At 62.9% G+C, this 12,700-nt stretch carries 5 protein-coding genes; 1 reads left to right on the plus strand and 4 read right to left on the minus strand.

Annotated features, from left to right (window positions below):
* A complete protein-coding gene (locus ACZYR5_RS05065; RefSeq protein ID WP_489088896.1) occupies positions 1-630 on the minus strand; it encodes an FMN-binding negative transcriptional regulator in 630 nt (209 codons plus the stop codon).
* A 90-nt stretch (positions 631-720) separates the two neighbouring features.
* On the opposite strand from ACZYR5_RS05065, the gene pdxR reads away from it, so the two are divergent.
* Positions 721-2,274: a MocR-like pyridoxine biosynthesis transcription factor PdxR gene (pdxR, locus tag ACZYR5_RS05070; protein ID WP_489088895.1), complete on the plus strand. Its 1,554-nt coding sequence runs from the start codon at positions 721-723 to the stop codon at positions 2,272-2,274.
* A 17-nt stretch (positions 2,275-2,291) separates the two neighbouring features.
* Here the strand turns inward: pdxR and ACZYR5_RS05075 are convergent, their stop codons facing one another.
* From ACZYR5_RS05075 to ACZYR5_RS05085, 3 genes are read right to left on the minus strand one after another with little or no spacing between them, the layout of a single operon-like run.
* On the minus strand, positions 2,292-6,833 hold the full coding sequence (locus ACZYR5_RS05075) for a hypothetical protein (protein ID WP_489088894.1): 4,542 nt from the start codon (positions 6,831-6,833) through the stop codon (positions 2,292-2,294).
* 27 nt (positions 6,834-6,860) lie between these two features.
* A complete protein-coding gene (locus ACZYR5_RS05080) occupies positions 6,861-11,537 on the minus strand; it encodes a hypothetical protein (RefSeq protein ID WP_489088893.1) in 4,677 nt (1,558 codons plus the stop codon).
* A gap of 56 nt (positions 11,538-11,593) precedes the next feature.
* A complete protein-coding gene (locus ACZYR5_RS05085; RefSeq protein WP_489088892.1) occupies positions 11,594-12,694 on the minus strand; it encodes a polyamine ABC transporter substrate-binding protein in 1,101 nt (366 codons plus the stop codon).
* Positions 12,695-12,700 lie beyond the last annotated feature (6 nt).

The raw sequence follows: 12,700 nt of genomic DNA on the forward strand, positions 1-12,700 counted from the left end.
TCATTCCTTGGGCATCAAGTGGGCGAGGGCCTGGTCGTGCAGGTCGGGGCTGGCGGCCAGCCCTGCGCGTACGCCGGCAATGTCTGCGCTATTGCGGTTTTGACTGAGCTTGCGCTTGCCTTCCAGACGCTGGATCGGCAGGGCAAAGCCGACGATGGCCTTGAGCATGCCGTCGATGTAGTCGGCCGGGGCATCGGCGACTTTCCAGGGCTGGACGCGGCCGGCTTCATGGCGGTCGGTCAGCGCGCTGACCAGCGTGAGCAGGCGCTCGGCGTCGGTAAACACCTCGGCGCTGCCATAGGCGTGCACGGCGACGTAGTTCCAGGTCGGTACGACTTTGCCGTGCTCGGCCTTGGACGGATAAAACCCGGGGCTGACGTAGGCGTCGGCACCGGCAAAAATCACCAGTGCCTCGGCGCCGTTCTGCAGGGCCTTCCATTGCGCATTGGCCTTGGCGAAATGCCCGTAGAGGGTGCCATTCGGGCCTTGTGCGGTATCCAGCAGCAGCGGCAGGTGACTGGCTTGCAGGCCCTGTTCGTCCTGGGTGACGAGAATCGCCAGGCGCGTGTCGAGCATGTGCTGCTGCAGTTCCGTTAAATCGTCGATGGCGAAGTTTCTAGGCGTGTACATGGAGAATGTCCTTGGCGAATGCCTGCATCCTAGGCAGGCTAATGGTCTGTTGTAAGAGCCATTAACGACCAATTTCATAGGTCCATTGCCATGACCGATGCGCCGCTTTCCCTGTCCTTCAATCCGGCGGGTATCACCCTAGACCGCCGTCAGGGGCTGAGCCGTCAGCTGTACCAGGCGTTGCGGATGCGTGTACTTGATGGACGCCTGGCCAGCGGTACCCGGCTGCCAGCAAGTCGGGATCTGGCCGCGGCCCTGGCGATATCACGCAACAGCGTGGTGCGTGCCTACGATCAGCTGTATGCCGAAGGGTTCATTGAGGGGCGAGTAGGCGATGGCACCTATGTGGCGCAATTGCCAGCGAATGCACTCACGCCCGGAAAACTATCCACAAAAGTATCCACAGGGTTATCGACAGGCTTACCCACAGCCTTATCCACAAATTGGCTGGATTTACCTGTGAATTTATCCAGCAAAGTTATCCACAGCGACGCCTTGGCGCGGGTCGAAAAGCACCATTTGCCCCGCCCGCCCAGTGGTCCGCCACGGGCATTTCGGGTCGGCGTACCGGCTTTCGATCTGTTCCCATTCGAGGTCTGGGCCAAGCTCAACGCGGCTTTCTGGCGCAAACCGGATTTGCAGCAGTTGTGCTACGGCGCCCCGGAAGGCGATGCGCGCCTGCGGGGGATGATTGCCGCCTATCTGCGCAGCTCGCGGGGTATGCAGTGCAGTGCTGAACAAATTGTGATCACCAGTGGCGCGCAGCAGGGAATCAGCCTTTGTGCACAGCTGTTGGTGGCGCCGGGGGACGGGGTGGCTGTGGAAAACCCCGGCTATCGCGCGGCAGGTCATGCCTTTGCGGTGGCCGGCGCGCGGTTGCACGGCGTATCGGTGGACCACGAGGGCATCAGTTGCGCCGAGCTGAACCGCTTGCCCGATTGCCGTCTGGCCTATGTCACGCCCTCTCACCAATACCCCACCGGGGTCATCATGAGCCTGGCCCGGCGCCTGGAACTGCTGGCCTGGGCCGAGCGCAGCAACGGCTGGATCATCGAGGACGACTACGACGGCGAGTACCGCTACAGCGGCGCCCCGCTGGCGCCGCTGGCGGCTCTGGATCGACAGGGCCGCGTGCTCTACGTCGGTACGTTCGGCAAGGTCGCGTTCCCGGCGTTGCGCCTGGGGTATCTGGTGCTGCCCCAGGGGCTGGTGGACGCGTTCGCCCAGCGCCGGGCGGTGGATGTGCGCCATTCCGAAGTCAGCACTCAAGCGGTGATGGCCGAGTTCATGGCCGCCGGGCATTTTCAGCGGCATATCCGGCGCATGCGGCGGGCCGCGCTGAGCCGGCGCAATGCGCTGTTGAGCGGTTGGCCTGAGCAGGTTGCTGGCGTTGGCAAACTGCCGGGCGTGGCCGCCGGGTTGCACCTGACGGTCGCGGTCGACAGCCTGGCACGTGAGGCCGAGTTGATCGAGTTGGCGCGCAGCGTCGATGTCGAGATCAATGCCCTGAGCAGTTACTGGCTGGCCGACTCGCTGACCCCCGGGGATCAACGCGCCGGCCTGGTGCTGGGGTTTGCCGCCGTACCGGAAAAAGCGATAGCGGCGGCACTCGAGAAGTTGCGCAAGGTGTGGCGGGTGGTGTGAGGAGTGCGGATCAGACCTCAGCTGTTCGGTTCGAGGGTGAGGAACAGTGACGGATGGCTGATGCGCCGCAGCACATAGTCGATCGGTGCCAGCGTGGTGAGCGCCTGGCGCTGCTCCGGGGTGAACTGCTGCAGATAAGGCTCGGCGATTTTCAGGTGGGCAGCGCTGAACTGATCGGCGGGAGTCTCGAGCCCGTCGTAGTGGAAGTGCGCCACCCACAGCGGTTGGTCGTTGTGGGTGGTGTCGAGAATCCGGTACTCCTGAAAGTAGTCGCGGCGCTGTTGGGTCCTGATTCGCCCCTGGGCATTTCTGACGATGCGCACCTGCTGGTTGTCCAGCAGCCACTGCAGATAGGCTTGTCGCGGCTGGCGATTTTTCAGCAGGTTGGCGCGCACGCTGATGCCTTGTGCACGTAACCGCAGGGCAGCAGCAGTGAGGTTGCCGCTCAGGTCGCCGACCGGCAGTCGCGTGCCACTCGACACGCGCAAGCGCTCCAGCGCCTTGGCGACATCGCTCGCCGACTGCTCAAGGCGTTGCGCCTGCAGATCGAAAAGATCCTGCATATCCGCCGGAATGCGATTGGGCCGCTTGGCATCCTTGCGCGTGCGGTCAATGAAAGCCTCGACGCCCTCATTCAGGGTCAGGGCATTGTCGACGATGTCGGTGTCATCCAGGTCCGGGAGCGGCGTGGATTTCGGCTTGGGTGGAAGTACTTGCTCCAGAGACAGTTCGGCGACGGGTGGGGTCCTGGCGGGCGCTGGATTACGGGGACGGGTTTTACTGACCTTGCCGACCGGACGCGAGGGGCCAGCAACGGCAGAGGGCGGCAGAGCAGGGGGCGTGCTTTCGCCGCTGGTGGGCAACAGGGTGTTCAGTTGCTCCTGAGCCAGTTGCTTGAACTCACCGATCAAGGCGCTCAAGCGTTGCAGTTCAGGCACCTGCAACTTGTCGGGATGTTCGCCGGGAAGGTCAGCCAGGCGTTGCGTGGTATCGGCGTAGACATCGATCAGCCGGCTCAAGCTCTCGATGCGCCCGGCATCAGGCGGCGTACCCGGTGGCTTCCTGATCAGGGCGGCATGTTTATGAGTGGCCGTCGCCGCCTCGATTATCACCAGGCCTGTCGCAGTGCGTGCCGAGTCATCGCCGTGGCTGGCGCCGTCGCGCAGGCACACCTCGTGGGACATGCCAATCTCGTTGGCCTTCAGATCCCACTGGTTGAACTGGGGCAGCAACTCGCGCAGGCCTTGCGTGGTCCTCATACCGGCGCTGCCTGTTGCATCCAGTGCCTCGAGGGCGGCCTGGGAAGTGTGCAGCCGAGCGACCAGTTCGTGACTCAATGCCAGCGCCTTGCGCACGCCCTGGATATGGGCCTGCGCGGAGGTTTCTGTATCGATGTACTGATCCTGCGCGAGTTTTTCGGTGAGTGCGGTATAGGCGGTGCGCTTGAGGGCGAACCAGAGGGCGAGGTTCTTTTGCAGCTCGATGGTCAGGCGCTGCAAATCATTGAAATAACCGTCGGTTCCCCCTTTCAGGCGCCATTGCTCGAGATGCTTCAGTGCCTGGTCGTAGTCCTTGATCAGCTTGTCCACGAGGCCGAGGTAACGCTGCGTCGCCTGTTCGCGTACTTGACCGCTGGTGCCCATCAGTTCCAGCTGAGCTACTTTCAGTTCCGCGTTGCTGCTCGCTTCCTGGCGTTTGAAGGCATCCAGCTTCGCGCCCAGTTCCTGCTTCTGCTGTTCCTTGACCTTGCGTTGTGCCCTGAGCTGACTTTTCAGGCTGTTGCGGCCCCCACCACGCAAGCGCAAGCGGGTATCGATGAACCACTGTCCTTGTTGATTGTGGATCAACAAGGGGCCGGTTTTCGACGGTGACAACGGGTCAACGATTTGCACCTGGTGATCCTCGTCTTCCACCACGCAGAACCAGCGCTCGCCAACCTTTGCATAGGATTTTTCCTGCTTGCGATACAGGGTGGCCGATGCGCGTGGCAGGGTTTCCAGCCCAGGCGCCGCGAGATCAAGGGCTGGCACGGTCATGCGATCCAGATAAAGGGCCAATGCGCCGGGCGTGCGCGTGGGTACCGAGCCACCGGGTTCCAGGGAGGAAAGATGGCTGGGTGGAAGCTCGCCGGTGAGCGGCGTGGCGACCAGGGTCACCGTGGGTTTGCCAGCAACGACGGGCGCTGCAATACGGGTGCTGAGCGGCCGGTCATGGTCGCCCTTGGGCGCCCTGGGCAGGCCGGTCTTGCGGCGTGAGGCGGCGTGATGGGCGAGGATCATCCCCAGGTTCAGCAGCATTTCACCGACCGCACTCCACTGGGCGGCGGCGTCACCGCGTTGGTGGGCCTGCGCGACTTGTTCGATTTCACTGAGGCTTTGCCAGACCCACACCGCCGCCCCGGCCGGACCGCTGAGAAAGTTCGCGGCGATGCTGAACAGCGCCCAGCCACTGTCTCGAAGCAGATCCCAGCGCCGCTGTGCATTGGACAGCGATTGACGATCGGCGAGCTCGGCCATGGCCTGGGCATGGGTCTTGAACAGGGCGCCAAAGACATCACCCTCGAGCGCTTTCGAGGCAAGTTCGACGGGGCCGGCCCAGTCGGTGGATGTCCAGGGTTCGGCCAGCAACTGCGCGCTCAGCCATGGGCTGGGCAGGCCAATCGGGAAGGTGTACTGGGCGTATTTGAAACTGCTGTCCGAGTCGGGCAACCACGCCAGCACCGAGTCCCGCAGTTCGCCCGGCTGGTGCAAGGCGTACAGCAGGTTTTGCGCCGAGGGGAATTGCAGCAGTGGTAGCTCGAGCAACGGCCGATAGAGCAGGCAAGGACCGGCAGCCGGCTCGCGCGGGGCGATGATGTACATATCGGTAACGGTGTCGCCATCGACGTTCGCGCCGTGGACGAAAGCCAGCGGGCGGATGAGTATCGGGTGCAGGGGATCGGGTGTCGGCTTGAGCCACTCGCGAATGTAGCGGCAACCCAGCTCGTCGATCCCACCGATGCCGCGCAGCTTGCACTCCAGCGCAATCATCGGCAGTTGCGCGCGCAACTGACTGATGTAGAAGTCCTGTTGCAACGCGGCCTGTGCCGGGCTGTCGATCAGGTTTTCGCGGATCAGCCCGGGATACGCCTGGCCGATATCGACGTGGCTGGCCATCGTCGTCAGATAGGCTTCATCCAACCAGGCAGGAACAGGCTGTGGCGGGTCGAAGCGAACGGTGGCTTGATAGGGCGCGCTGTTCTGCAAGGCATACTCGCCCAGGGTTTCGGTCTGGGTGTCCAGCGGGTTGGGCAGCGTCAGGCCGTCGGCCTCGAAACTGTTGATGATGGTGATCGCCAGGTTATCCAGGGCCAATGCAGCGGCGGCGGGTTTGTCGGCAATGATTTCCTCGCGCATGCGCTGCTGGGCAAAGGTGTCGATGGCGGGAATGCGCAGCAGTTTTTTGTCCGTCTGTTTGTACAGCTTGCCCAGTGCGTTGATGGATTGGCTGTAGTGATCCAGATCGCTGGCCGACGCGCCAAATAGCCAGTCGGGTATCGCATCGACCAGCCCAAGCAGGGCAAGTTTGTCCCGGGCGCTGGTGCTCTCTTGCACGGCCACGGTACTGATGGTGTCTGGGGCTTGCGCGGCGAAACCGTCATCGGTGACGGACCGAATCGCATCGAGCTGCGTGGTGATCAGGGCCCAGGCCATGTGATCAAAAAAATTGCCTTCAGGCTCGAACAGCTGCCACTTCAGGTTGTGTCCCGGGGGGAGCGGGTCGATGCGCTCGGGCAGCGAAGCACCCAACTGATCCAGGGAATCGAAGGTTTCATAACCGTTCTCCGTGGAGTACATCATCACCAGCTCGCGCTGCTCATGACGCCCGGTAATCACCGCGGCCCCGCCCAGCACCCGATGTCGGCTGTTGCCCTGGCTGTCGACGCTGTCGATGTCGATCAGGCTGACCCGGATGCCGGCCAGGGTCGGGTCGTGGCTTTGCCGTAGCTGCTTGTCCGGATTCAGGGCGACGGCCCTCGCCACTCGACACTGTGTTTCGTCCCAGCCGTTGACGTTTTGCACATCCAGGGTCTTGCGCAAGGATGCGGACAGCTCCTGCCAGTGCGGCGCATGCTGGCCCTTGCGGTTCCAGTAGGCCAGTTGCTGCTCGCCAAAGGCGACGAAAAGCAGCGGTGCGTAGTCGTTGAGCAACCGCGCAATGGCTTCGACGGCAATGTCCAGGTGCACCACAGGTGTGGTCGACGGATTCACCGTGAGGAAGTGTTCGCCTTCCAGGTAATTGGCAGTGGCCGAGGTGGCGAACTGGCGTATCAGCGCCCGGGTCAGCGACTCGAAGCGTGCAGGCATGGCGACCAGCGTGCCGTCGAGCCAGCGCCATTGCGGCGTGCCGATCAGGGTCTGGTCCGGGTCGATATCGCGCCCGGGGTATTGCGTATCCAAGGCTTGGCGCAGCAGCTCGGTGGCGACTTCATTGAGCGTGGGCCCCAGGCTGATTTGCTGCACGACCTGGCTTTTTTTCAGCAAGGCCGGGGTGTCGATATTGATCGTTTGTGCGGTCATCGTCATTTTCCTTGTTGACGGTGGGGCTTACGCAAAGAACAGCGAGCGCGCCAGTTGCGGACTGATCGCGCTGCGGTAAATGGCGATCATCTGGGTGCTGCTGGCCGCGTGTGCGTCAAATGCTCCAGCCAGCAACCGCTGCTCCGGCAGCTTGAGGTGAGCCGCGGTGAAGGCGTCGTTCGCAGCGTCAGCGCTGGCGTAGTGGAAGTGGGCATACCACAGGACGTTGCCGGTGCGCCGTTCGCGGACCTCGTACTCCTTCAAGTAGTCCTTGCGCGAGCCTTTGAGCCGACGTCGATCACCTGCCGAGACAATGTCGATTTCATTCTTGCCCAGCAACCATTCCACCCGCGCGGCGGTGGGTGGCTGGCGTTTGAGCATCTCGACCCGTATCCGGTAACCCTCCTGATTCAGCCGATTGCGCGCCTGGTTGAGCGCCGCGATCAACGGCTCGGGCTGGTCGGTGGCGTTGCTGCGGGTTTGCGCCTGCTCCAGGGCCTTGGCGGCGCTGTCGAGCTGATCGGCCTTGTACTGGAACTGTTCGTCGATCTCCACCGGGATCCGCCCCGGCTTTTTGGCATTGGCTTCGGTTTGCCGAATGAAGTGATCCACACCCTCCAGCAGCGTTCGCCCCTGGGTGAGTTGAGTCTCGAAACTGGCTATTTGTGCGCTGGCTGGGCGGCGCCTCGACGTCACACGTTCCAGCCAGACGCCCGGGGTCTTTTCGTGGAACGTGGCAATCACGTTGCCGGTCATCGGCGCTTTCACGTCGAGTAAAATAGGCTGGCCGGGCGCCGCCGGGCGAATTTCACCCACGACCGTGCCCCTGAAGCGTGTCTTGATCACCCGCTTGTGGGCCGACGCTGCCGGCTTCGAGGGGCCAGGCCGGGGCGCTTGCGGAAGTTGCTCGCGCAACAGGTGACCCAGATGGCTCTCTGCGTCCTGCTGGAATCCACTGACCCGTTTGCGTAACGCTTTGAATGGCTGCTCCAGCAGCGCACCCGCATGGCTGGAGGCAAAGTCGTCGAACGATTGGTCAATGGCGCTGAATTGCTCCAGCAGTCCGCTGAGGCCCTCGATACGTTCGTCCAGCACCCAGGCGCCTTCTTCTTCCCTGAGTTCCCGCGAGGTCTGGATTGCCAGGTCGGTGGACTCCAGCAGCCGCTCGAAGGTGAGACGGGTTTCGTCCGCTACGCTGCCCTCGGCTTCGCTCAGGCACACTTCAACCGCGAGGGAGACTTGCAGGGCCCTGAGATCATCTGGCTTGAACGTGGGTAATTTGTCGCGATAGGTGCTGGCCATCTCGGCCGCACTTCTGCCGAGTCGGCTGAGCTCCTGGAGGCGTGAGTGAGCAAACTCGATCTTGCCGATCATCTCTTCGCACAGGTCGACCATTGCCCGGTACGTCGCCCGGGTGCTGGCGTTATCGACCCTTTGCGGGGCCTCAAGCAGGGTCAGGGTTGTGCGCAGGGTCTGCTTGAAGGTGGCATTGCGCTGGTCGAGCCAGGTCTGATTGAAAAACAACTGGGTGCCGAGCATTTCGACCATGGCGGTGCGGTAGTTGGCGACCGTTTCGAGCGAGTTCAGCGACTTCAGCTGTTCAAGGGGGGCGGCGTACTCCTGGGTACGCTGCTCGAGCTTCTCAAGAAACCGGGTTCGCGCCGCCTGCAATGCTTCGTCGCCGACGGCGTTTTTCAGGGCATTGTGCGCGGCTGTCAGTTCCGTGCGGGCCAGTGCGCGTTGCTGGTCGAATTCAGCCAATTGTTGTTTGAGCGTGGCGATGCGCTTCTGGTTTTCCAGCTGCATTGCCTTGAGTCGGCTGGGCAGCCCGCCGCCGCGCAGGCGCAGGCGCGTGTCGACAAACCACGCACCGTTCCTGTCGTGGATCAGCGCCGGTCCACGCAGCGCGGGTTGCTGGCGCGAGTCGATGATCCTGACGTCACTTGCCTCCTCGACTTCCACCTCGAACCAGCGTTCACCGACGGCGGTGTAATAGCGCTGTGCGTGTTGCTGCAGGTAGCGATAGGCCCCGGTTGTGCGGGTGGGCCGGGTGAGTGGCTCGGGTGGGCTGATCGCAAAGCGATCCAGGGTTCTGCGCAGGTCCAGCACAACGTCGGTCGCCACGGAGGTGCGGTGTTGGGCTGGCTGTTCGCCGATGATATCGGGTTTGCGCACCACGACCACGGACGACGCGGGCGGTTTTTCCGGGGCTTTTATCGCTTCGGTTACCGGGGCCTTTTCCTGCTGGACACGCGCTGTCGGCTTGCGACTGCTGGCGCGATGGGCGAGGACCATGGCCAGGGTCAGCAACAGGTCGGTCATCGCGGTTTTCTGCCGCTCGGTGTCGCTCGTCTCAACGGCGTCGAAGGTTTGTTGCAGGTCATCGAGCACCTGCCAGATCCACGCGGCGGTGCCGACGGTTTGACCGAGAAACGGCAGCGCGGCGTTGAGGATCATCCAGGCGCCATGCTTGAAGCTTTCCCAGCGGCTCTGCGCGTTGGACACCGATTGTCGCTGCGCCAGTTCCACCAGGGCATTGACGTTGGACTTGAACAAATGGGTCAGGTAGTCGCCATTGACGACCTGGGAGCCGAGGGTCAGTGGGCCGCTCATTTGCAATGAGGTCAGGGGATCGGCCAGCAGTTGCGAAAGCGACCACACGGTGGGCCGGTCGCCGGTGAGCGCGTAATTGGTGTAATCGGCGCGGACCCCATCCGGCAACCAGGCGAGCACTGATTGACGCAACGCCGGGGAATGCTGGATGGCGTAGATCAGGTTGGCCGGCGAGGGGAACTGGCTCAAGGCATGGTCGAGCAGGGGCCGGTACAGCAGGCACGGCCCCTGGTCCATCTGCCGGGGGCCGATCACGAACATGTTGGCGACCTCGTCGGTTGAACTGCCCACGCGCCAGCCGGGCTTGAAGGCCAGGGGGCGAATGACTATCTCCTGGCCATCCACCCAGCGCTTGCTTTCAAGTGGCTGGACCACGGCCGCGACGTAGCGGTAGCCCAACTCATCGATACCGGCCTGGTGGCGAATCTTGTGCTGCAAGGCCAGCAGCGGCAATTCGATGCGCAAGTGGCTGGTGAACAGGTTCTGCCGCTGCAGGCTCTGCAGAGGATCGTCCTGCAGGGTGCGCCGGATCAGCGCCGGGTAGCTCTGGCCGATGTCGACGCTGACGATCAAGGCTTGCAGATAGCTGACCGTTAGCCATTGTGGGAGCGTTGCGGCGCTTTTACTGCGCACGGTTGTGTTGCCAAGGGGCAGGGCGATGAGGTTTTGCAGGGCCAGGTCGACGAGGCTCAGGCGGGTGCGTTCGGGCTCCACCAGCGGAGTAAAACTGCCCCAGACCACAACGCTGTCGACGACGATTTCGAGGTCGGCAAGCTCCAGCGTGGCGGCATCGGCATGTTGTTGCAGCATCGCCGCACGCAGCGCGTCGACGGCGAACTCGCGAATCGGTTTGATTCCGTCCTGAAAGGATTGGCCGGCATTCTGTTGCTGCACGGTTGCCAGGTCGATCAGATGCCGGCTGTAAGCGGTGAGATCGATGGGCGAGGCGTTGGTCATCCAGTCCGGCAGTGCGTGCTCGATCCGATTGAATCGCGAAGGCGTCTGTTTGTCCGTCGGGTCGAGTGCGTTCTGCGCGCGGCTGATGTGTGGCGCCAGGTCGGGCTTCGGGGTGGCGGGGTCGTCACCCAGGGCACCGATCGCATCGGCTTGCAGGGCAATCAGATTGCACGCCAGGTGATCGAAGTAATTGCCTTCCGGCTCGATGAGCCGCCAGTGCAACGCATCTGCGGAAGATTCTTCACCCTTGTACGAGCGCAAGGACTCACCCAGCGCCTGCAGCGAATCGTAGGTCTGGAAACCCTGGGTAATGGAATGGGTCATGACCAAGGTGCGGTTGCCATGGGTGCCGATCAGCACGGCCAGGTCGAGCATATTGAGGTGGGTCGAGACGCCGGCGCTCACCCTGTCCAGGTCAATCAGGCAGGCGCGTGAGCCGTAGGTGTCGAGCGCGGCGCGGGTGCTTTTGTCCGGGTGCTGGAACAGGCTGCGGGCCATGGCCAGCTGTTCGTCGCTCCAGTCCGGGTGGGCCTGCACATTCCAGAAGCCGCGCAGCGATCGGGACAATTCTTGCCAACGCGCAGTGGAGGATCGGCCGAACTGATTCCAGTAGTCGAGCTGTTGATCCTTGAAGGCAACAAACAGCAGGGGGGCCAAGGCGTTGATCGCCCGCGCGATGGCAGCGAGGCGCACAGGCAATTGCATCGGCGTCGGCAGTCCGGGATGGAGCGTGAGGTAGTGCTCGCCATCCAGATAGACCACCGAGGTGCCTGCTACGCCATGGCGCACCAGGGCATCGGTCAGGGATTCGAAATGACGAGGACCGGGGATGAGTTGCTGGGCATGAACGGTCCAGGTCGGTGTCACCACCATGGCCAGGCGTGGGTCGATGGCAAGCTGCGGGTACAGCGCGTCCAGGGCGGGTCGCAGGGCACGGGTGGCGACTTCTCTGATGGAGGGGCCAGCCACCAGTTGGGTGAGCAAGGCCTCCTGATCGGCGGCAAGGGTCGGTGGGGCAGGGTGGGTAGCGTCTGGCATGGTCACATCCTCTGTGGAGCCGGCGCCGTTGAGCGCGCGGACCCGTTGCAAGGTAGTGATGGCCAGCATTGCGCAGGCGGTAAACAAATAATTCACGGAAAAAAAGACCTGCACGGCGGCAGGTCTTGATCACAGGCGGGAGGGGCGGGGCTTCAGGTGCCCGACTTGATCTTGGTCCAGGCCCGGGTGCGCGCCCGTTCGGCGTCACGCGGCAAGGGCTGCAGGGTGTACAGCGTGCCCATGGCGGCTTCGGTGGGGTACAGGTTGGGGTTGTTGCGGATCGCCGGGTCGACCAACTGCGTGGCGTCCTTGTTCGGGTTCGGGTAACCGACGAAGTCACTGACCGGCGCAATCACCTGGGGTTGCAGCAGGTAGTTGATGAAGGTGTAGGCGTCCTCGGGGTTCTTCGCGCCCTTCGGGATCGCCAGCATGTCGAACCAGATCGGCGCGCCTTCCTTGGGCAGGCGCATGTCGACGACCACGCCGTTCTTCGCTTCCTTGGCGCGATTGGCCGCCTGGGAAAAGCTGCCGGAATAACCGACCGCAACGCAGATGTCACCGTTGGCGATATCGGCCATGTACTTGGAGGAGTGGAAGTAGGTGACGTACGGGCGGATCTTCATCAGCAGCGCTTCGGCCTGGGCGTAGTCCGCAGGCTTCTTGCTGTTGGGGTCCAGGCCCAGGTGCTGCAGGGCCAGCGGCAGAATCTCCGACGGCGAGTCGAGCAGCGCCACGCCGCATTGCTTGAGCTTGCTGATGTTCTCTTCCTTGAAGATCAGGTCCCAGCTGTCGACGGGGGCGTTGTCGCCCAGGGCGGCCTTGATCTTGGCCGGGTTGAAGCCGATCAGGATAGTGCCGTACATGTACGGCACGGCGAACTGATTACCCGGGTCGTTGGCCTCGATCAGCTTCATCAGCTTGGGATCGAGGTGGTTCCAGTTCGGCAGTTTGCTGCGATCCAGTGGCTGGAAAACCCCGGCGTCGATCTGCTTGGCCAGGAACACGTTGGATGGCACCACCACGTCGTAGCCGGAGTTACCGGTCAGCAATTTGGCTTCCAGGGCTTCGTTGGTGTCGAAGATGTCATAGATCAGCTTGGTCTGGCTGTTCTGCGCCTTGAAGTCGTCCAGGGCCTTGGGGGTGATGTAGTCGAACCAGTTGTAGACGCGCAAGGTGCGCTCTTCGGCGTGGGCGGCGACGCTCAGCAGCGATGCGCACAGGGCCGGGACGATGAAACGCTTGAGACTGTTCATGCAGGT

It is taken from the genome of Pseudomonas sp. F007 (genome assembly GCF_057814275.1).

Excerpts from the sequence above, each read along its gene's own strand:
- ACZYR5_RS05065 (WP_489088896.1), bottom strand. The coding sequence starts at position 630 with ATGTACACGCCTAGAAACTTCGCCATCGACGATTTAACGGAACTGCAG.
- ACZYR5_RS05085 (WP_489088892.1), bottom strand. The coding sequence starts at position 12,694 with ATGAACAGTCTCAAGCGTTTCATCGTCCCGGCCCTGTGCGCATCGCTG.
- pdxR (WP_489088895.1), top strand. The coding sequence starts at position 721 with ATGACCGATGCGCCGCTTTCCCTGTCCTTCAATCCGGCGGGTATCACC.
- ACZYR5_RS05075 (WP_489088894.1), bottom strand. The coding sequence starts at position 6,833 with ATGACCGCACAAACGATCAATATCGACACCCCGGCCTTGCTGAAAAAA.